We start from the raw sequence: 19,477 nt of genomic DNA, 5'->3' as shown, positions 1-19,477 counted from the left end.
TAAAAACCTTGGAGAACCTTATGCAAATACCGCCTACCTCCGGCGACTGGCGCGCGAGCGACTTGTGCCGCAGCACCGCCGACTGGCCCTTCGACTGGGTGGCCGAAATTACCACCGTCGATCTGGCTTCCCGCAGCCATTCCTTCGTCGCAACGATCCGCCAAAGTGGCGTCCGCCGCTTTGATGAGGCGCTGGCCAATGTCCGAGCCATGGCCCGTGCTCCGGCGATGCTGGGCCTCCTCGCAAGCGTCGTCCACGTCCTCGACATGAGCGATCCCGAGCATCCGGCCTTCGTCGATAGCGCGGCCGACTGCCTCGACGAATTGCTGCGCCACGAGGAGGCGCTGCGCGCGCTCCTCGCCGACTTCGGGACTAACGTCCCGGTGCTGGCACTTGCCCAATCCTGACGAGGAACCCGGACTATGTCCCAGCTTGCCATTCGCGGCATATCGCTTGCCATAATCGAACGCCTCAACCGCGACCGCGTGATCCCGCTCGATCGCTACCAGGCCGACGGCGCGATCGACCGCTTCGGCTATCTCGAAAACCTCGCCGCCGATCATGGCGTCACCTTCGAAACCATCCTCACCCTTACCGACGTTCTCGGCGCGGACGAAGATTTCGATGGGCTGGTGACCACGCTCGAAGATTTCCCGCTGTAGGGCACGCTGCCCAATGGATTGGAGGAGAGCGGGAAGCGGGGAACGAGCAATTCCGCTCGTGTGAAAGTTTCACCGCCGATGCTAACCGACAGCGAACGCTTTGCCTTCCTGGTGCGCCGCTACCACGGCTTTGCCACCACGGGTAACGCCTATGACGCAACCCAAACCGATGATCACATCGCTGCCGGCGACACACTGCTGATCCTGCCTGAGGGCGTGATCGGCATCGCCCATTGCTGGCCTTTTGCGGTCACCGCTGCCTGCGGCAAGCTTCACGGCATTAGCCCCAAGCCGAGCGACACACTCGCCACTTTCGCGGCATCGTTTTCGATCGCGGACGGCGACATCACGGCAGCCGTCGACCTGGCCCGCGCACTCGGCTTCGCCATCGATCCCGCCATCGCCGACCTGCTGGTGCGGGTCGGCTAACACCCCTGCGAAAGGTCCATCATGCTCTCCACCGCTACGCCTGCGGACGCCTCGACGCGTCTGGAACAGATTGCTCGCCTCAACGACCGTGCTCGCCTCGGTCTCGACCGCACAGCGCGCACCGTCATCACCCGCAATTGCCTCGAACGCCTTGCCGAGGCTGATGGCGCACCCAAGGAGCAGATCTTCCTACAAGCGCAGTTGATGGCAGCTTTCCGCCACTGCGCCTTCTCGGCGGACAGTCCCGAACGTGATTTTGCGGTGGTCGAGTTCCTTGGGCACAAGGTCTGGCTCAAGGTCGATTGTTACGATGCCGCGATGGAGTTCGGTTCGGAGGATCCGGCCGACGCCTCGCAGACCACCCGTGTCATCACCATCCTGCTGCCCGAAGATTACTGATGGGCGCTTTCCTGACGGTTGACCGTCGTGCCGAGATGTTCGGCGCGCAGGTCACCATCGCCGACCTGGCGGTCCATTCCTTTCCCGATCACTGTGGCGATTTTGTGAACATCTATCAGGTGTGGGATGTGCTCGAGCAGGACTGGCCCTTTGAGCTCGACCGAGCCGCCAGCGAACTGGAATACACCGTCGGCGTGTCTGCGCGCTTTCGCGACGGCTCGACGCTGCATATCAGCGCCTGGGCGGACTGCTGCAATGGCTCTGGCTGTCGCCATTGCCGCGGTTGAAGACCCCGTTCTTAGCGGATCAGCACCAGCTTCGCGTCGGCAGCCTCGGCTATCGTGCGCCACTGCTTGTCGGCGGTCATGGCCGGCAAGCCGTCGCGCTTTGCGAGCGCCAGGCAGAAACGGTCGCCAAGCGACAGGCCGGCTGACGCTGTGACCGCCCGCAGGCGCCCGGCGATATGGGCAAGGCCTTCGTCCGCCGCGACGATTTCGACCGGAAGCGGGCGAAGCATCGCATCGACGTCCGCTGCCGGCATGCCCGCATGGATGAAATGGCTCACGACTTCCGCGAGATTGACCGATGACATGCGTGCCTCGGCCAGAACCTCTGCCACCTTAGCGGCGCCCGGTTCGTCGTTGAGCAGTGCCAGCAAAGCTGACGCATCGAGTACGACTTCGCTCATTCGCCGCTATCCGCCTTGCGGTTGGCGAGGAAGGCATCGACGGACACATCCGGATTTCCGCCAGTGTATTTGCGGGCGATTGCCTGGGCATGGGCAATCGACTGCGCGACCGTGCGCAGGATTATCCCGTCTGGCGTCTCTTCGACCAGCAGCGCGCCGCCGCCCGCCACGCCAAGGCGTTTGCGGATGTCTGCGGGCAAACTCATCCGGCCGTTGGGCGTGATGCTAACCTGGATTGTCATGGCAAGGCTCCCGACATGCGCCATCGGGCGCAATAGGCATCCTATGACATACTTCAGAAATTTTGTCACGAATCCGATTTTCTGACAAAATCTAGTCTGACTGGCATAAGTCAGCATTCCTGCGAAAGATCACGATGCGCTATCAACCCACCACCGATACGCTTTCCGTCATCCAGCGCCTTGGCGGCATCTGGTCAGGCCGGCACGCCATGGTGCGCTGTCCGGCGCACGAGGACCGGACGCCGAGCCTCTCGATCCGGCAAGGTCGAAACTCGATCCTTGTCCATTGCTTTGCCGGATGTGATGGCGCGGCAGTGATGCGCGGAATTCGGCAAGTCCTCGGACATACGATCCCGGATCAGCGTGCAATGCCGGAGCCCGCCAACGATCGCGAGCCCCCATTCCGGTGCCTCTGGGCTGAGGCGCGGCCGGTTGAAGGCACACTTGGCGAGCGGTATCTCCGAGATGTGCGCGGGATCAGGTTTGTCCCTGCGGATGTCCGCTTCCACCCTCGCTGCCCTATGGGCCGTGGAAGCGCAGCGCGCTTTCTCCCAGCCTTGCTGGTAGGCGTATTCGTGCGTGAGCGTCTAATCGCCGTCCAACGCCTGTTCCTCGATTCCGAAACCGCCGTCCGCACGCATCGCATGATGCTGGGGAATTCTCGCGGGGGCACTTGGCCTGCTCGCTTTGAGGGCGGGGTCATGAGGATCGCCGAAGGCTTTGAAAGCGCCTGCGCCTATCGGCAGTTGACCGGCCAGGAGGCTGGCACCTGCTTTGGCGTGCGCAATTTCGCACGCTTCGAGCCTGTTCTGGGTACGGGCGCGCTCATTCTCCTGCCCGACAACGATGATGAAGGGCAGTTTTTCGCGCACCAGGCCGTTCAGCAGCGAGGCCGCGATGGCTTGCCCATCGCAATCACCGCGTGCCCAACGGGCTACGGCGATTGGGCAGATCTCACACGTCCACATGTTCACATGTCCACAGCCTCATAAGTCCACATCGCGCCCAACTGGCGGCGCCATTCGACATCGGACCAGAGGCAAGAGGGTGGGAATTGGGTGAACCTGAGAGGAGGTCACCAGTCATGTATTCCGTTCCTGCACTGCCAATGCCCGGCGCCCTTGCCGATCCGTCCGCCTTTTTCGCGAGCCCTGAAGGAGAAGCTTGGATCGGCACGCTCGCCGACAATTTCCCGCATACCCGCTACTGGCGGGAGCGATCAGATTGCTGGTCGCTGAAAAGCCTCAATGCGCTGGGCGCGCGGATCATTGATGCCCGCTATGAAGGCCGCGATGTCGAAGATGCGATGGAGGCCGAATTCAAGCCCGGCGACTCCTGGTCGACCTGGTATCACGAGGTTGCATCGCCGGTACGAGGACTTTTGCGGGACGCAGGGCTTCTCGAGGACGCCGATGCCTTCGACGCCATCCGCGATGGCTGGGAGGATCACGCCGCCGACCGCGATGACAGTTCGGTTTCCGACCTCTTTGCCAGCTACGACCGCTGCGAACTGCTGTTCCGCTTCAGCGCCGAGCAGTGGCTCGATGACAGCTTGGTCTTCTCGCACCGACCGTGGCCGGATGCGGCAGAGCTTGCCATTACCGCGAATTTGCAATTTGCGCTCCATAACCTCGGCTACACCGTCAGCCAGTTCCGTAAGGCCAGTGGCAACCGCCACCCTGCGGATCGGCCGCTATCGCATCATGCCCGGCGTCGGCGCGCGCCGATCATTGCGCACGAGCAGCTTGCCGAAATCATCGACAACGCCTGCTCGACCTCCTTTCTCTTCTGTCTCTACGCCATCGTGCCGATCCCCGAGTTGATCGCGCTCGACCTTGCCCGGCCTGTCACTTTCGAGAAATGCTGGGTCGCGACGCTCGACCCAATCAACGGCACCTTCTTCGATGTGCCCGCTAACGGTCCCGTGACAGTCAATCCGGGCGACGGGCGCTTTCTTTCCGGCGGCCATCTGCACTGGTCACCTGAGAATATTTGCAGCCTTCATACGCCCCATTACCATGCCTCGGTGTGTAACTGAGGCCTCTGGTGGTTGTACCGCCTGCGGCGGGAAAGCCGAGGGGGTGAGAGACAAGGTGTCGAGGGTGAGATGACCCAAAGACGCACCCCACCATTTGGCCCCTGGAATGCAAGACGGGGCCTTTGCCAAAGGAGATTTCCCCATGAACATCGGCACCATTCGCGCCAGCGAGCGCGGCCACTTGACCGGCAGCATTGCCACACTGACCGTCGCCATGAGTTTCGCGCTGCGCAGCGTCGAGTCGAGCAACGCTAAGGCTCCGCGCTACGAGATTTGCACGCGCAATCCCGCCGGAGCTCATGTCCAGATCGGTGCGCTGTGGGAACAAACCTCGAAGGCCACCGGTGAATGCTTCCTGCAAGGCCGGATCGACGATCCCTCGATGCGACACCCGCTGGCGATCAGCGCCTTCCGCCAGAACGATGGCAGCTACAATGTTGCCTGGCTGCGTCCGCAGCGCCGTTCGAGTGCTGCCTTCTCACCTTCCGCGAACGACAATCCACCTTTCCTCGACGCGGCCTGAACCTGCGCTCAATCCAATTTCCAGATCCCCTGTGCCCCGGGTCGCTTCGTTGCGGCTCGGGGTATTTTTATGCCTGCGGCGCTGGAGGTCGGGTTGGCCGCGAGGAATGTCTGGCCCCGCGCACGTCGAACCTGGCGGCCAGCAGCGAGGACGGAGAGATGAGGGGAATGTGGGAAAAGTGTCTTGGCCAAGGGGGCTAAGACGCAAACCAACTTTCGGCACCCAAGATGCAAGAGGGTGTCGGGCCAGAGGAGATTACGGCCATGAATATCGGTGAATTGAAGCTCAACGGCGCTGGCGTTTACATGGGCAAGATCCAGACTGCCGCGCTGGACCTTGTCGTCGGCCTGCGCCCCGTCAATTCCAGCAATGCCGCTGCCCCGAAATATGACGTGATGGTGCGGGCCAAGAATGGCCAGTTCATCCCCGTCGGCGGTCTTTGGGAAAAGACTGCAACCAACGGCAGCGGCAGTTTCCTTCAGGGCCAGATCGATGATCCGAGCTTTGAGGCACCGCTTTCGGTGGCCTTGTTCTCGCAGGAAGATGGCGCTCTCAACGTCGCTTGGTCGCGCCCGCGCCGCCGCATGGAAGCCGCGTTCGGCGAGGTGGCGATCACGGGATCAGGCAATGAAGGTTTCACCGATCACGGCGCAGTGGATCACGAAGCATCGCCGTTTGGTGACCTTGACCCGGGTCTGGCCAGGGCAGCCTGATTCCTTTCGTCAGAATGCTCGGCCTTTTGGGCGGCCCGTTTTGCAACGGGTCGCCCATTTTTATTCATCGCTTGCGGAATGCCAGAGCGCGCAGCCTGTCAGATCTCATTGTCAGGCAGGACCAGATCGACATGGCTGACGTCGAGCGCCAGCGCCAATTCATAGAGTGTGACGATGGTCGGGTTCCGCCGCCCACGCTCAAGGCTGCTGAGATATTGCTGGCTGAAACCCGAGCGCACCTCGACTTGCTCCTGGGTCAGACCTCGGTCTCGACGCAGGCGCGCGAAATTCCGGCCAACCAGTTTACGCATGTCCATGCGCAGCAGGATCGCGATTTACACACTTTGAGTTTATCAACTATAGTATGTAAATGAGCATTCTCGATGATTTGGACCTTCGGACAACTCAGCAGCGTCGCAGACGGGCGACAGACCCTTCCATGTTGCCTGCCCCGTAACTGGACCCATCATCACTTCCAATTGTTTGTAACGCTTGCCTGTTAGGCTGCGTATTCTCCTCAATCCCGCCAAAGGTGCAATTGCATGGCAGAGCATCACAATCCGCTTACACACTCGGAAAATCAGGCCATCACCGGAACGCTGGCCCAGTTGAAGACCCGGCTTGCAGAAGCCGGGGAATTGCTGGCAGCCATGCATATCGATCATGCGCTGGAATGCCTTGATCCCGAAAACCCGATCAACCAGCAGGCCTCCGCACGGGGCAGCGATCAGGCCTGACAGTGACGCCGCAGGTTTACAGAAGCGGCCTTATCAGTCGGGGTCTTGCTTCCCGTTGACAAGCATGTCGCCCTTTCAGGGTTGGCGAGTGATCGTTCGGCCCCAGGCTTGGCGTTAGGGGAACTGGTGCACGCTGGGCCATCCTCTGCTTTGGACTTGGCCCTGACGGCTACCGAGCTTGGAAAAGGGCGGCAATCAACTGACCCCTGGGTCGATGGGCGACCACAACGGGGGATATCGGCGCGGCCAGATCAGGGCATAAGACCCTTGCACGCGCATCTCCTGACAATCTCACCAGCAGGCCAACCCGCCTTGGAAGGGATGAACACTACGCCCGCGCGGGACCGCTGCAACCCCCATTGACCGGCCGAGTTACCTCGCTGCGCTCGGCGCCCGCACCACCCGGAAAATGGAGGTTCCCCTCGCCAAGGCTCGGTGCAGCAGCCCCTCAATCGCGGGCTGCGCTCTGGTTCATCCCGGCGGGATCGGCCCGCTGGTAAGATCTGGAGACATCCCATGAACAAGGTTTTCCTGTCCGGCCGCATCACCTCCGACATCACCCGTTTCGGCACCGACTCCAAAGGCGGCGTCAGCTTCACCCTCGTCACCTCGCGCCCCGTCATCAAGGACGGCCAGGTCCAAAAGGGCGAGGATGGCTACACCGAAACCTACGACCAGTTCCACACCGTCAAAGCCTTCAATGGCCTCGGCAAGTCGATAGCCAACCACAAGAAAAAGGGCGACAAGCTGATCGTCACCGGAGAGATCCGCTACACCCGCAACGAGAAGGACGGCCGCACCTTCTACAACACCGACATCGTCGCCGACGAGATCGAGTTCATCTGACCCCTGACGGGCGGCCCCTCAGCGATTTCTCGAGAAATCGCGAAACACTGGCGGGCCGCCCTTTCTCTTTCGGGAGCAAGTTCATGTTGCACTTCTCGGCCTTCGATGACGTCGCCTGCATCACCAACGGCATCACCGTCACCAATCCCGCCATGGTAGCCCGCATCCGGGGCCAAGCCGCACACCTCAGCGATTACGACATCGCCGCTCATCTGAGCAACGCCATCGCTTCATCGACCGACGCCGCCCACGCCCTCGCCTGGGAGCAAAGCCAGCTTGGCGAAGCCAGCGCCGAAACGCTGGTTGATGCCGAATATTTCGAGGAACTGGTTTCCGCCTGGAGCCTGATCGCCGACGAGCGCGGCATCGATAGCCTCGATGGGCTGCTCATCGACGTAGTGGCGGTGCATTGACCGCTCGAGGGCGAGCGCTTGTCAGCGCTCGCCCTCGAGTAGTGACGGCAAAGCACCCCCTTTTCGCCGATCGCGCGACAATTCAGCGACCGCAAAAACCGACTGGCAGCTTTTCCGGATGGCCCAAACGGTATTATGCAAAAAAGTGCTGGATGGAGAAAGGAAAAGTCACAGCGCGCATATTTAAAAACCGGGTAAATTCATCCTCAAATATTTTCGATTATACATTCTAACCTTACCTAGCTGTCTCGCTTAGCCTTCAACCTTGTAAGCGCCTCAACTGCGCGTTTAACGCTTTCACCACGGTCGTTCAAAAAAATCGCAGAACCATTATAAGGGATGACCGATACGTGGGCTAACCTGTCTTATTCGCCAGGGCCGGCGTGAAAGGTTGGCGGGAGTAGCGTAAGCGCTTGTCTTGCTGTAGGAAATTGGGTGTCTAAACCAACCTGCAACGAGGCAATAAATGCCACAGGCCACACCCGCCGGAAGCGAGGATAGCGCGCTCGGATTTTCGTTTCCAGCCATTGGCCGCAAAAAGCTCACAGCTGCGTTCGACGGTGGTCGGCTCACTTCTGACGGCGGCGTTCTCCTGCTTGCGCAGGCCGAGCGCGCGATGGGGATTTGCCGTCGGCTTGCGGCTTGCATTGCCGATCCGCGTGACCCGATGCGGGTGATCCATCGCCTTGATGACATCCTGCGTGCCCGGGTGTTCGCGATTACATGCGGCTACGAGGATGCCGATGATCTCGACACCCTGCGCGATGATCCTGGGTTCCGCCTGGCGCTGGGCAAGTTGCCGGGATCGGGCGCGGGGCTTGCCAGCCAACCGACGATGAGCCGCTGGGAGAATGCTCCGACCACACGCGAACTGGCCAGGATGATGGTCGCGATGATCGGCATCTACTGCGCCAGCTATCCCGCCGCGCCGGCGGCGGTGACGCTGGATATCGATGACACCTGTGATGTCGTTCACGGCTACCAGCAGCTCTCGTTCTGGAATGGTCATCACGGTGAGCGCTGCTTCCTGCCGATCCACGTCTACGACACCGCGACCGGCCGGCCAGTGGCGATGCTGCTGCGTACCGGCAAGACACCGTCGGGCGCTGAAGCCGCCGGCCACATCCGGCGCCTCGTGCGCCATATCCGCCGGCACTGGCCCGATACCCACATCACCATCCGCGGAGACGGGCACTATGGCCGGCCCGAGGTCATGGCCTTCTGCGAAGCGGCCGGCATCGATTACGTGTTCGGCCTGCCAACCAACGCTGCGCTGCGGGCCGATCCGGTCATCGTCGCTGCCGCCGATGCCTGCGCGGTCAAGCGGGCCGAGGAAGGCCGTGCGGTCCTGCGCCATTATGCCCAGACCCGCTACGGCGCGAAAAGCTGGAAGGGCCAGCGCCGCGTTGTCGCCCGGATCGAGGCGAGCACGCTGGGTATGGACATCCGCTATGTCGTCACCTCGCTGGCCGAAGGTTCGGCCGAGCACATCTACGACACGCTCTACTGCGCACGCGGCCAGGCAGATATCGACCAGGCATGGCGACTCTCAAGACTTAAAGTTGAAGGAAATTCTTTCGTTGGAAGGAAGCGTTTTTCTCAAATGTGGCGGAATCGATCGTATCGCCCTAATGCTTTCAATAGTTTCTGCATCGGCCGTAAGCAGTTTGATAATCTTACCGGCGACGGTGATCGAGCGGCAGCTTAGGCGGCCGTTTTGAACCCAAGTATAGAGCGTCGATTCCGGCATGCCGATGTGCTTGGCAAGTTCCCCGACAGTCCATTCGTGAGGTCCACGATCTGCAAGGCATAAGGGTTTCTTGAATTTGACTGCAGTGATCCCGGCTGAGAGCAGGCGTTGGTGGACCATGCCGGCGTTATATGTGTCGCGCCGCTTGGGTGGGCGCCAACCTTCCTCATTCAGAATATCTGCGATGCGGGTGGCGTGGTTTCCGGCCTGATGAAGTTCCCGCAGGCGTGCGATCAGAGCCGAATAGCCCTCCATGTCTGTCGCTCGTTTGACCGGCCGGACGATCCTGTGCACGGTCTGGTTTCCACCCTGCCAATGACATTCGAGGATCGCGTGCTCCGTGTCATCGATCGTTTTGACCAACACCCTTTCGAGGAGCAGGCGAGTGATCTCCTGACGTTCCTTTTGGGTGGTCGTTGTGGCGTGCCAAAGATTTGGCAAATCATCTGTCAGCTTGCGGACGGCGATTAATTCAGCGCCACTTGGTGCCTGCATTCGTTCGCGTTTGAAGCGGTCATAATCGACGGCCAGGCGCGCCTGTGCTGCAAGGGCTGTCTCCCAATCTTTCTCCAGCGTACGAGCCACCAGGCGGTTTTCCGGATCGACGCAGGTATATTGATGCCGTGCCCTATCAACATCGTGCTGCGCCCTCTCGAGGCGCTGATGCCATTGTTTGTCCAGAGCGTTGCGTTCAGCTTCAAGGTCGTTTGCAACCGCCAGGCTGATGTCCATCGCCGCCGGTTCCAGTGCCTGCAGCACCAGGCGCGTCACCTCAGCATCGACCGGCGCGGCCGGTAGAGACTGGCAAAGTGGATCGGCATAGTTGATGGTCCTGCCAGCGCACATGTAGCGCGCTGTCTTGCCATTATTGTTGTAGGATGAAGTCATCCGCAATCCGCACACACCACACGTTACCATGCCGGACAACAAGGCGCTTCCGGCGCGCGCATGGCCTTTGTCGTTCGTCCGGTTCGAGCGGATTTGTGCCTGTATTTGTTCGAACTTGTCCCGACTGATGTAGGCTGGCAAGCGGTCAGGGAGAAACACCTCAACATTTTCTGGTCCACGCGAACGCCGCCCGGTCCCAGGGCGCCCCGGCCTCTGACGGCGCCGGTCGACCTGCCGTCTGCCCCAAGTATAGATGCCCGCGTAGATGGGATTGCTGAACATGTCATAGAGCCCTGGCCGACTGGGTCGGTGCCATTCGAGATCACCCCGAGTTGGACCATGCCTCCGTCGCACCGGCATTTTCACGTCATGTTCGATCAAATACACAAGCACCGCTCCAACCGTTCGGAGACGATCAAACAGGTCGAACACAAGCCGGATCACACTTTGTGCCTGCTCGTCGGGATCAAAAATCACTTCGCCCGACGGGCGCTGCACGTAGCCCATCGGCACGGCCTTCGCGAGCTCACCACGCCGCGCCTTGGCTAGACGACCCTCCATCATACGGGCCTTGATGACATGCAGCTCCGCTTCCGACATCGTACCTTTCAAGCCCAGCAACAACCGATCGTTAAAGTTGCCCGCATCGTAAACGCCATCGGCATCTGCGATCAACGTATCAAACAAAGAACAAATCTCCAGGAGTTGATGCCAATACCGGCACGAGCGTGCCAGGCGGGACATCTCTATGCCCAACACCAAGCCGACATGACCAAGACCAACTTCCGCGACAAGACGTTGAAACCCGAGCCGTCCCTCAATCGTCGCGCCCGAACGCCCAAGATCATCGTCAACCACAATAATCGCCTCGCGCGGCCAACCCAGCATGAAGGCACGGTCGACCAGCGCATATTGCAGCCGCGTTGATTCCTGATTTCGTTCTACCTGCTGCAGCGTCGATTGCCGAATATAGACAATCGCCAGCCGGTCACGGTGACGCCCATGAACTTTCTCGGGCAAACTCGACCGGACCATGACAGTTCCTGACGTCATCGCCTTTCTCCCCGATCGTCTGGGCGCTGCGGATCTGGCGAAGCGCCATCCGTCCGATCAGCGCAATTACCTGCTGCTGTTGCCCCATCGACAACAGCTGAAATGTCGGGACTGACTGCTCTTCGCCCATCACGCGATCCAAGCCAGCGGGTCAGCGCACATAGCGCTTCAAACCCGATTCTGGGCAATCCGCTTGAATCTGTCAAGTTATGAGAGGTTTCTTCTATGGGATATCGAGAACCTCATCAAGCGCCACAAATCGCAGCTCGCCAGCGATCGCACGTCGTGCCGTTCGGCCAACGCCAACCAGATGCGCCTCATCCTGCACACCGCAGCCTACTGGCTGCTGTGGCGCATCCAGCAGGCCATCCCCAAGGCAGCCTCTCTGGCAACGGCCGAGTTCGCGACCCTGCGACTGCGACTGCTCAAGGTCGCCGCTCGCGTCATCGAAAGCGCCTCGCGTATCCGCATCGCCTTCGCCTCAGCCTGCCCGGATGCCAGCGTGTTCAAAGCAATCGCCACCAGTCTCCGGCCTGCGCCCACCTAGCCAGCGCGGCAGTGCCGCCCAAAGCCCGCACCTTCGTCCATCAACCTCGAAAAGCCCATCGGTCCTGCCACGGTGAAAAACACCGGCGCAGCCGATCGCCCAGATCACGCGGCCACCAACACGCCGAGCCCAGAACTCTCCAAAGCGGCGGACTCATGAATAAACCGGGCTAAGCGCATGGCCTGCAATTTGTGCCCCACAGCTTGAACATCTTCATAGGATGCGCCGATTTTGTCGGCTATTCTAGGATAGCGCCAAGACTTGCCTTTTGAGCAAAGGATTATGACGTCGCGCTCAAATCGTGACATCGATAAAGCAAAGTCAGCAGCCTCTTCATCGGTTAGCTCACGAGGTGGGCTCACTGTTTTCTCCAGCTTCAGCTTGATCTCACAATGCTGACAGTGATGATCAATGAGCGCAAGAGTGCGTGGTAAGAACTGCTGAGTGGAGGGAGTAATCGGCGTGCCCACAACGCGCTCAGGCCGGTCAGACATTAAAGCGCAGGCCAAGCCTGTTAGCTGCCTTTGGGGCCAATTAGGCATACTATCCCGCGATCTCGGCGCTGACTCTGTGGTGGAGGCCGTGCTACGATCCAATTCAAGGGGGGGTGAAACTTCAGAACATGCGCCGCAACGAGACACGCAATCAGCACTTTGTGCCGCAGGTAGAGCAGAAGCTCAACGCGAGCAACCCGAACAGCACCGGCGGAAAGTTCCGGATCTACTCGTTTCGCATCGCAGATCGAGAAGCTTACAGGCTTGAGCTGGAGGCTCCCCGCGGGGGTGCAATCGCATCGACCTTATCGATGCTGGACCTCTTTAGCTTCGACGTACCGGGAGGTGGACCACTGAGATTGAATCTCGAAGCGCTATTCCACAAATACGAGACGAACGTCGAGATTCGTACCAAGGGCTTGCTTGAGAAGCTGGCGGCCGGCAGCACCGACATAAAGACCGAGCTCATCGACCTGTTCGCGGCGAAGCTTCTGAACTTTGTCCGCAATCCCTTCTGCATCCAGAAAGTGTTGAACAGCTTTCCCAGCGTTGGGCACTACGAGCCGACCGATCCGGAACTGCTCGCCACCTATCGACGGATCGTCGAGGGGCAGAAGCCGCACCAGGCCTACCTGTGTCAGCAACTCGACGTATCGCAGGAGACTTATGTCACGTGGCTCCGACTGATCTTCGTCCTATTGATGCAGACCGAGGACGATCAGCCAAACCTGTTCGAAGGTGTGATTAAGAGCCTGTTTGAGGCGCGCGACACGCAGGCAGCGGCTTTTGTTTGGACCTACGACCAAGGGGCCTGTTTGCTCTCGGATCGAAGCTACTGCCAACCGATTCCAGATGGGCCGCACATGGCGATGTCCTTCAATCTGTGTTCCACTGCCTTTGTCGACTACATTTTTGCCGACGCTGCGACTTTGGTCGAAGGACGCGCCGCACCTGCTTTTGTTGCTTTTGCCTTAAACAACTGGCGCCAGCGGCCACAGGCGACGATCAATGTGACAGTGACGAAGAACAATCGCCCAATGCTGGCGCGCTACAATCGCCGAGTCATCGAGCAGGCACGCGAACGGGTCTACTGTGCGGAGAAGGCTGGTATCGTGTTGGCGTAGTTGCCTAGGGCCCCCACCATAGAGGAAATGAACACTGTGTATGCGCTTGACTATGCTGAGCCTTGGATTGCGGCCATTGAACAGCAGGTTTTCCCAGTGCTGCGCGCCGACCCGCGCTTAAAGGATGCTGATAAATTGATTGCGCGGTTTTCGGGGAATGTCACGCGTTGGCGCGCTGGCGGTGAGTTTCGCCCGATCGTAGAAGATGCCAATGAACTGGCTGCGGCAGTCGAACTTTTGCGCCTCGATGCCAGCGATGTCGTAATCCGGTACGAGCCGAAATTAATGAACACAGCCAAGTCAATCGATTTTAGCCTGGAATGGCCCGACGGTACGCGCTCATGGGTAGACGTGAAAACCGTTGCCCCACAATGGATTGACGACGGAGCCTCATGGCAGCGCTTTGAAAATTTGGAAGCGGCGTTTCCCAATAACGCGCGGCTGATAGTAAGCCGTGATTGGGCGGGCGCAGCGATTTCCGGCCAAGAGATCAAGGCGCGCTGGTCCTTCATTAAGCGGACGGTCGAAGTCGAGCAGAAGGTCGGGCTGCTAGATGCCAGCGAACGCGGTCCGGTTCGTCTGTTGTTTTGCTCCAACGGTACATTTCACAAGGACGGGTTGGAGGACTTTGCAGATTTCTACAAGAGTCGGCGCTTCCGCGAGGATGATTGGTCGGGCAACGCGGTGACACGGTACATGGCGGACGAGGGAATTGTCTTCACCCGCTCCCTCGCCGGCTTCTGCTTCCTTGAACGGCCTTGGGATGCGGTGTTTGCAAGCGAACTGGCGGTAGATGTTAGGGGCCCGGCGTTCGGTCGGTAACCACCGGCGCTCGATAGACCTGCTGGGTTGGTGTTCCGTCATCCTGAAACCTGCCAGTCTGCCTTCGGCCAGTTGCCGTTATTTGGCTACTCGGGCGCCTGCCCGCCAAGGCGTTCACCGCGCTCTATTCCGCCCGTGCCGGGCTCCACCGAGCCCCATGCGGGTCTCGGCCCATCCGGGTGACGATCGACTGGCGCGGTCGTTGACGGCAGGGGGCGATATTTCAAAAACAACAACTCTCTCATAGTCCCAGTATGGCAAGCTGGTCTGGCGCAGGATCAAGGATGCGCGGTTCCCCCAATTTTGCGCCGGCTGTGCCGACACAAAATCGGCTCCCCCACGCCCCGCGCTGCGGCGTCAACCGGGGTCCCTTCGGGCTTCCCGGTCAACGTCCCTGACATGCTGGACGCAGCTTGCCGTGTGACCTGACGTCATCACGAAGGATGACGGATTGAACCTTTTGGAGGTCACCATGACGCATGCAATCACCAACCTCGAAGATCTCGGCGCATTCTACCGTGAGCAGATCGAAGCTCCGGGCTTTGACGGAGCCTTTGCCGAACAAGGCAGCATGGCTCAGCTTTCCGTGCACGACGAACCCATGGCAACCGACATGCCCGATCCGCACGCCGCGCGCGGCGCGATGGAAGTGGTGATCGGCACGGTGTTCGATCTCTTCCGCGAAACCCGCATGGAGGAATTCGGACGGGACATCGTCTGGGGCATCGTAAACAGCTTCCACGTCACCGCGCAGCGCATCGAAAAGCGCGAGGACGAAGCCAGCAAGAAGGTTGGCGAGATGGCAAGGGCATTTGACCCTTCCGAGATCTATGCCGTCGAACTGGAAGAGGCCCAGCGTATCTGCCAGACCCTGATGGACTGCCGCGAGGCGATGGAAGCCATGCGCGACTATGCCGGCGAGATTTTCCGGGTCGAAACCGGTCGGCCATTCTCGACGGTGAAAGGCAGCCGCGTCTCATCGGGCCTGACCGCCAGCCAGATCGACGCCCGCGACTTCCTCGCCGCCCGAGCCTCCAAGCGCCGGGAGGATTATGCGCCCACCGGCCCGGTGGTGATCTTCTCCGGCGGCACAGACTGGCAAGACCACGAACTGCTATGGCAAGCGCTCGATGAAACCCATGCCCGCGTACCCCACATGATCCTGGCAACGACCGCCCAGCACAAGGGCTGCGATCAGATTGCCCACGCTTGGGCCGCCGCGCGCGGGGTCAAGACCGTCCGCTTCACGCTCAACCGGGCGCTTGGCAAGCGGGCAGGCTTCGTTCGGAACGAGCAACTGCTGAACCTGAAGCCGGTGCATGCCGTGGTCTGCGAAGGTTCGGGGCTCCAGTCCAATCTGCTCAGCCGCGTGCGCGAGGCCAACGTGCCCCACCACGCTTTCGCCCAGCGTCACCAGCGCGTCGCTGCCTGACGTATCGGAGGGCGCCGCTCGCGCGGCGTCCTCCTTTCTTTTTCCGATGGCTGAAGGCACGCGGACGTAGGGGTGGGACAAGTCCACCCCATGTCGCGCGCCTGCTGACGCAGTTTCAGGGAATGATCACTGGTATCGTCGCCAACGCTTTGGCCCGCTTGGCGAACTTCTGATCGAAGGTCACAAAGGCGCTGCAATGGCTGGAGCGTGCCAGATGCAGGGCGTCGGCGAAATCCATGCCGCCCTCCAGCCAGTCGAGCGCGGTCGCCAGTTGCAAAGGCTCTTCTACGGTCATGCCAGGCAGTCCCGCCAAACCTCGCAGCGCCGTGACAATCTGTGCAGGCTGAAACCCATATCCCGCGCGAAGCACCCATTCCGCTTCGAGAAGCACCGTCACCCCGAGGAATATGTCGCCAGCCTCAACGATGCCCCGCGCAGCCTTGGCTTGTTCGGCATCGTCAGCAGTCAACAACCGCACGACGATATTGGTATCAATCGCGCGCACGACGTTTGGCTTCCTCGGCAATCACCACGTTCATGTCATCAATCGACAGGGCTGGCCCCGTTGGCCGGAGCGAACCGAACACGGCCGCCATATCGGTGCTTGCAAAAACCGGCATGGATTTCAGGAGCACGCCCTCGGGCGTCTCTTCGACGATCAGCTTGGTGCCGGCAGGCCAATGCCTTTGGTCGCGGATCGCCTTGGGCAGGATAACCTGCCCTTTGGTCGACACGGTGGTCGTGACCCTTTCCTGTATGCCCATGGCCCGCTCCGTAAGTAAGACGAAGGTAAGATACACCTGCCTGTAGCTTTTGGCAACCGATTTGCGGTGTCTGACCTCACGCCTCAAACCACGTCTGTAAGTCGGTTCTTGATCGCTCGCGTCCCCTTTGCGGGGGCGGCTTCCACCGGTAAACCCGATATCGAGTTCTGCACGGCAAGATTCCCATTCAATCTGCTTCATGAGTACCTGAGGGAGGAAAAATGGGCACACCGAACGCGGATAGCCGCAGAACCTCATAAATGGCTTATGGAAAAATAATCAATATTATCCGATATTTATATAAAGTTGCAACCTGCCATGTCCTTGCAACGCCGATTGCAGCAGGGTGCAAATCTGCGCTAGCCGAGCCAAATTGATGCAGTACACTGCAAATTAGCCCTAAGTCATTCTAAAATATTCCTATTTGTGATGCAGGCTCCTGCAACGTCGCCGCGTCGTTGTAATGACGATCACAGCGGGCCAGGCTTGAATTTCCGCCACTTAGGCGGTAGCCTATCCGGGCGATAACCGAACCGGCCTCTGCATAGAAAGAAGCAGAATGGCCGACTACATCCCTATTGGCGTTAGTATGACGGCGCGTCAGGCTGAACGTCTTCAGGCCCTTGCGGAGAAGCAGGGCACGTCGATTTCCGAAACCACCCGCAATCTCATCAACATTGCCCTGCCTTTCGCGGAGCACGGTCATGGCATCGATTTTGTTCGCCTGATTACCATGATCGAGCTCAACACGCTTGTGCTCGACACGCTGCTTCAAAAGGCCTCACCCGAGGACGCTGACCGGCTGCTCGATCTCGCCATCGAATACACGAAAAAATACCATGGCGCGTGACGGCGACATCCGCTTCGACCGGCGCCCCGTAGCGGTCGAACATGAATCGGCGCGCGGCGAGATCGTCCGCAACGTCGGGGCATTCACCCGTGGTTCGCAGCTTATCCGCCTGCGCTACATGATGATGATGGAAGGGCTGCGCTGGCCGATCCTGGCAGCGGTCCTCAGCTTCAGCCTGCTGCTTGTCCTGCTGCTGGCCCTGCTCATGCGCGAGCATGAGGTTCAGCTCGTCGAAATGCGGCTCTTCGCCGACTTTTGGAATCTGGTCGATCTCGATCCCGGCCACAGCGTCAACCTGACTTTGCCGGACGACAGCGTGGTGCCGATGACCATCGGCGACGTGCCCGACTATCCTGATGTCGCGCAGGCCTGGACCAAATTCATGCGTTGCATGATCGTGGCTTTGGCCGGTTCGCTGTTTTTCAGCGGCCCGCTGGCGACATGGTTCGTGCGTCTGTCGCAGAAGATTGGCGTCGACATCTTGAAGGAGCGCCACGAGCGCGGTGCCATGCTGGTCAGCGCTGCAGTGCTGGCGGGCGAGATCGATGCGCACAATGCCGCCGAATTCGCCGCCGAATTGGCCGAGCGCCACCCCACCATGGAGGCCGATCGCGTGGCTCACGCCACCATCGCCGAGCGCGTCGCGTTGGGGCTGCATGTGCCCTATGCCATGGCAGGGATCGCCTATCCTTGGCGGCTTGAGCAGACCCACGCCATGCTCATCGGCACCACAGGCGCGGGCAAAACGACGCAGCTTCGCAAGCTGGTGACCGAGGCGCGCGAGCGCGGCCAACGCTGCGTGGTCTTCGACCTCACGGGTGCCTTTGTCGAAGCCTTTTACGAAGAAGGCCGCGACCATATTCTCAATCCCATGGACCAGCGCTGCCCGCCTTGGACCATCTTCAACGATTGCCAGAACTACGCAGATTACATCTCGGCCGCCGCCGCGCTGATCCCCAGCGATGGTGGCAATGCCGAGCCTTTCTGGGCCATGGCGGCGCGCACGCTTTTTGTCGAAATGTGCGTAAAACTCGCGGCCTCTGGCGAGACCACCAATGGCGCGATTGCCCATCACCTCATGTCGGCTGACCTCAAGGCCGTTCACGCCAAGCTCGCCAACACCATCGCGAGCCCGCTGACTGCCACTGAGGCCGCGCGCATGGCGGAATCCATCCGCGCCGTGTTCAACACCAACGCGCAAGCGATCCGATTTCTGCCTGATCCTGTGCCGGGAGAGCGGCCACCGTTCTCGATCCGGCGCTGGGTGCAAGAGGAGCCGGTTCCAGGCTCGATCCTGTTCATCACCTCGACCCATACCGATCTGACGCTCAACCGCGCGCTGCTCACCCTCTGGATGGATCTGGCGGTCAATGCGCTGATGGGCATGCCGCGCACCCGTGATCTGCGGATGTGGTATCTCTTCGACGAGGTTCACGCGCTCCACCGGATGCCAGCGATCGAGCATGGCTTGCAGACCGCCCGCGGCTTTGGCGGGGCCTTCGTGCTGGGGATGCACAGCTTTGACAAGCTCGCCGAAACCTATGGCGAGGAAGGCGCGATCAACCTTGCCTCTTTGGCGCGCACCAAGCTGATCCTCGCCACCGCTGACAAAAACACCGCCGAGGTTTGCTCGAACTTCATCGGTTTTCGCGAGGTACGGGAGACCGATGAGGCCTATTCGATCGGCGCGAGCCGATCGCGCGATGCGGCGACGATTACGCCCCGCACCGAGGTCAAGCCGCTCGTCATCCCCGATGACATCATGAACCTGCCGTCGCTCCACGGCTATGTGAAGTTTCCCGAAGGCTTTCCGGCAGCGCGCATCCGCCTTGTCTGGCGCGACTATCCCAAAATCGCCGAACCCTTCCTGCGCAAAACCGATATGCAATTGGCTGCCTACGCTCCTCCGGGCGAAGGCGATGAAGAAGCCACGGGCGGTGATGGCGGGCCAGCGCCTGTCGTTGGGGCAGCCGAGCAGGCCATGACCGAGCCGGAGACCGAGATCAACGAGCCAGATGCACAAGCCCAGCAACAGTCCCCAGAGGTAACCGACCCGCGCGAGA

Annotated in this window: 24 protein-coding genes and 2 pseudogenes; 19 read left to right on the top strand and 7 right to left on the bottom strand. The window is 60.3% G+C overall.

The features are described from left to right. Positions 1-20: 20 nt before the first annotated feature. The 5 genes from AQZ50_RS18875 to AQZ50_RS18855 all read left to right on the top strand — a co-directional run bounded on the left by AQZ50_RS18875 (position 21) and on the right by AQZ50_RS18855 (position 1,777). Positions 21-407, top strand: coding sequence for a hypothetical protein (locus tag AQZ50_RS18875; RefSeq protein WP_067748893.1), 387 nt, complete (start codon positions 21-23; stop codon positions 405-407). A 15-nt stretch (positions 408-422) separates the two neighbouring features. Next, the gene (locus AQZ50_RS18870) at positions 423-662 is read left to right on the top strand and encodes a hypothetical protein (RefSeq protein ID WP_067748891.1); all 240 of its coding nucleotides are present in this window, start codon (positions 423-425) and stop codon (positions 660-662) included. Positions 663-740: 78 nt separating this feature from the next. Then, positions 741-1,091: a hypothetical protein gene (locus tag AQZ50_RS18865; RefSeq protein ID WP_067748888.1), complete on the top strand. Its 351-nt coding sequence runs from the start codon at positions 741-743 to the stop codon at positions 1,089-1,091. Between the two features lie 21 nt (positions 1,092-1,112). Next, complete coding sequence (locus AQZ50_RS18860) at positions 1,113-1,490, top strand: DUF3768 domain-containing protein (protein ID WP_067748885.1); 378 nt, start codon at positions 1,113-1,115, stop codon at positions 1,488-1,490. Continuing rightward, a complete protein-coding gene (locus AQZ50_RS18855; protein WP_067748882.1) occupies positions 1,490-1,777 on the top strand; it encodes a hypothetical protein in 288 nt (95 codons plus the stop codon). The genes AQZ50_RS18860 and AQZ50_RS18855 overlap by 1 nt, the downstream gene beginning before the upstream one ends. 11 nt (positions 1,778-1,788) lie before the next feature. Here AQZ50_RS18855 and AQZ50_RS18850 read toward each other — a convergent pair whose 3' ends face one another. Both AQZ50_RS18850 and AQZ50_RS18845 read right to left on the bottom strand, forming a co-directional pair. Beyond that, complete coding sequence (locus tag AQZ50_RS18850) at positions 1,789-2,178, bottom strand: type II toxin-antitoxin system VapC family toxin (RefSeq protein WP_067748879.1); 390 nt, start codon at positions 2,176-2,178, stop codon at positions 1,789-1,791. Continuing rightward, positions 2,175-2,420 carry an AbrB/MazE/SpoVT family DNA-binding domain-containing protein gene (locus AQZ50_RS18845; RefSeq protein WP_067748965.1) on the bottom strand — a complete coding sequence of 82 codons (246 nt, stop codon included), beginning with the start codon at positions 2,418-2,420 and terminating at the stop codon, positions 2,175-2,177. Before AQZ50_RS18845 ends, AQZ50_RS18850 begins: the two co-directional genes overlap by 4 nt. Positions 2,421-2,554: 134 nt before the next feature. Here AQZ50_RS18845 and AQZ50_RS18840 point away from each other — a divergent pair, with 134 nt between their 5' ends. The 4 genes from AQZ50_RS18840 (at position 2,555) to AQZ50_RS18825 (ending at position 5,694) form a co-directional block, all read left to right on the top strand. Continuing rightward, positions 2,555-3,412, top strand: a complete 858-nt coding sequence (locus AQZ50_RS18840) for a DUF7146 domain-containing protein (protein WP_067748876.1) — start codon at positions 2,555-2,557, stop codon at positions 3,410-3,412. Positions 3,413-3,504: 92 nt separating this feature from the next. After that, positions 3,505-4,458 carry a hypothetical protein gene (locus AQZ50_RS18835; RefSeq protein ID WP_067748873.1) on the top strand — a complete coding sequence of 318 codons (954 nt, stop codon included), beginning with the start codon at positions 3,505-3,507 and terminating at the stop codon, positions 4,456-4,458. Positions 4,459-4,600: 142 nt separating this feature from the next. Beyond that, positions 4,601-4,981, top strand: a complete 381-nt coding sequence (locus AQZ50_RS18830) for a DUF736 domain-containing protein (protein ID WP_067748870.1) — start codon at positions 4,601-4,603, stop codon at positions 4,979-4,981. Positions 4,982-5,244: 263 nt separating this feature from the next. After that, a complete protein-coding gene (locus AQZ50_RS18825; protein ID WP_067748867.1) occupies positions 5,245-5,694 on the top strand; it encodes a DUF736 domain-containing protein in 450 nt (149 codons plus the stop codon). A 98-nt stretch (positions 5,695-5,792) separates the two neighbouring features. Here the strand turns inward: AQZ50_RS18825 and AQZ50_RS18820 are convergent, their stop codons facing one another. After that, the gene (locus tag AQZ50_RS18820) at positions 5,793-6,011 is read right to left on the bottom strand and encodes a helix-turn-helix domain-containing protein (RefSeq protein WP_067748865.1); all 219 of its coding nucleotides are present in this window, start codon (positions 6,009-6,011) and stop codon (positions 5,793-5,795) included. A gap of 225 nt (positions 6,012-6,236) precedes the next feature. Between AQZ50_RS18820 and AQZ50_RS18815 the strand changes: the two genes are divergently transcribed. The 4 genes and pseudogenes from AQZ50_RS18815 to AQZ50_RS18800 all read left to right on the top strand — a co-directional run. Further along, the gene (locus AQZ50_RS18815) at positions 6,237-6,431 is read left to right on the top strand and encodes a hypothetical protein (RefSeq protein ID WP_067748862.1); all 195 of its coding nucleotides are present in this window, start codon (positions 6,237-6,239) and stop codon (positions 6,429-6,431) included. 516 nt (positions 6,432-6,947) lie between these two features. Further along, on the top strand, positions 6,948-7,277 hold the full coding sequence (locus AQZ50_RS18810; RefSeq protein WP_067748859.1) for a single-stranded DNA-binding protein: 330 nt from the start codon (positions 6,948-6,950) through the stop codon (positions 7,275-7,277). 83 nt (positions 7,278-7,360) lie between these two features. Then, positions 7,361-7,690, top strand: coding sequence for a hypothetical protein (locus AQZ50_RS18805; RefSeq protein WP_067748857.1), 330 nt, complete (start codon positions 7,361-7,363; stop codon positions 7,688-7,690). Between the two features lie 466 nt (positions 7,691-8,156). Next, positions 8,157-9,218 (top strand): annotated as a pseudogene (locus AQZ50_RS18800) (IS1380 family transposase); the annotation flags it as partial. A gap of 21 nt (positions 9,219-9,239) precedes the next feature. Here AQZ50_RS18800 and AQZ50_RS20250 read toward each other — a convergent pair. Further along, positions 9,240-11,363 (bottom strand): recombinase family protein, encoded by a 2,124-nt coding sequence (locus tag AQZ50_RS20250; protein ID WP_197412560.1) that lies wholly within the window; start codon positions 11,361-11,363, stop codon positions 9,240-9,242. 253 nt (positions 11,364-11,616) lie between these two features. On the opposite strand from AQZ50_RS20250, the pseudogene AQZ50_RS18770 reads away from it, so the two are divergent. Next, positions 11,617-11,928 (top strand): annotated as a pseudogene (locus AQZ50_RS18770) (transposase); the annotation flags it as partial. Between the two features lie 104 nt (positions 11,929-12,032). Here AQZ50_RS18770 and AQZ50_RS20630 read toward each other — a convergent pair. Further along, entirely contained in the window at positions 12,033-12,398 is a 366-nt protein-coding gene (locus AQZ50_RS20630) for a hypothetical protein (RefSeq protein ID WP_156427443.1), read from the bottom strand. A gap of 137 nt (positions 12,399-12,535) precedes the next feature. Between AQZ50_RS20630 and AQZ50_RS18765 the strand changes: the two genes are divergently transcribed. From AQZ50_RS18765 to AQZ50_RS18755, 3 genes are all read left to right on the top strand, one after another. Next, on the top strand, positions 12,536-13,546 hold the full coding sequence (locus AQZ50_RS18765; protein WP_197412559.1) for a hypothetical protein: 1,011 nt from the start codon (positions 12,536-12,538) through the stop codon (positions 13,544-13,546). Between the two features lie 36 nt (positions 13,547-13,582). After that, positions 13,583-14,368, top strand: coding sequence for a hypothetical protein (locus AQZ50_RS18760; protein ID WP_156427442.1), 786 nt, complete (start codon positions 13,583-13,585; stop codon positions 14,366-14,368). A gap of 472 nt (positions 14,369-14,840) precedes the next feature. Further along, positions 14,841-15,800 (top strand): DUF2493 domain-containing protein, encoded by a 960-nt coding sequence (locus tag AQZ50_RS18755; RefSeq protein ID WP_067748833.1) that lies wholly within the window; start codon positions 14,841-14,843, stop codon positions 15,798-15,800. 115 nt (positions 15,801-15,915) lie between these two features. On the opposite strand, the gene AQZ50_RS18750 is transcribed toward AQZ50_RS18755, so the two are convergent. Next, positions 15,916-16,305, bottom strand: coding sequence for a type II toxin-antitoxin system VapC family toxin (locus tag AQZ50_RS18750; RefSeq protein ID WP_067748831.1), 390 nt, complete (start codon positions 16,303-16,305; stop codon positions 15,916-15,918). Further along, a complete protein-coding gene (locus tag AQZ50_RS21055) occupies positions 16,292-16,765 on the bottom strand; it encodes an AbrB/MazE/SpoVT family DNA-binding domain-containing protein (RefSeq protein ID WP_231730417.1) in 474 nt (157 codons plus the stop codon). The genes AQZ50_RS18750 and AQZ50_RS21055 overlap by 14 nt, the downstream gene beginning before the upstream one ends. Before the next feature lie 358 nt (positions 16,766-17,123). Between AQZ50_RS21055 and AQZ50_RS18740 the strand changes: the two genes are divergently transcribed. Together AQZ50_RS18740 and AQZ50_RS18735 are read left to right on the top strand one after the other, a co-directional pair. Further along, positions 17,124-17,414, top strand: coding sequence for a hypothetical protein (locus AQZ50_RS18740; protein WP_067748827.1), 291 nt, complete (start codon positions 17,124-17,126; stop codon positions 17,412-17,414). Continuing rightward, positions 17,317-19,477: type IV secretion system DNA-binding domain-containing protein (locus tag AQZ50_RS18735; RefSeq protein WP_231730416.1), on the top strand; the 2,161-nt coding region annotated here is incomplete at its 3' end. The genes AQZ50_RS18740 and AQZ50_RS18735, both read left to right, overlap by 98 nt.

It is taken from the genome of Novosphingobium sp. Fuku2-ISO-50, from assembly GCF_001519055.1.
In the GTDB taxonomy this organism is placed as follows: domain Bacteria; phylum Pseudomonadota; class Alphaproteobacteria; order Sphingomonadales; family Sphingomonadaceae; genus Novosphingobium.
This window is presented reverse-complemented; position numbering and strand designations above follow the sequence as displayed.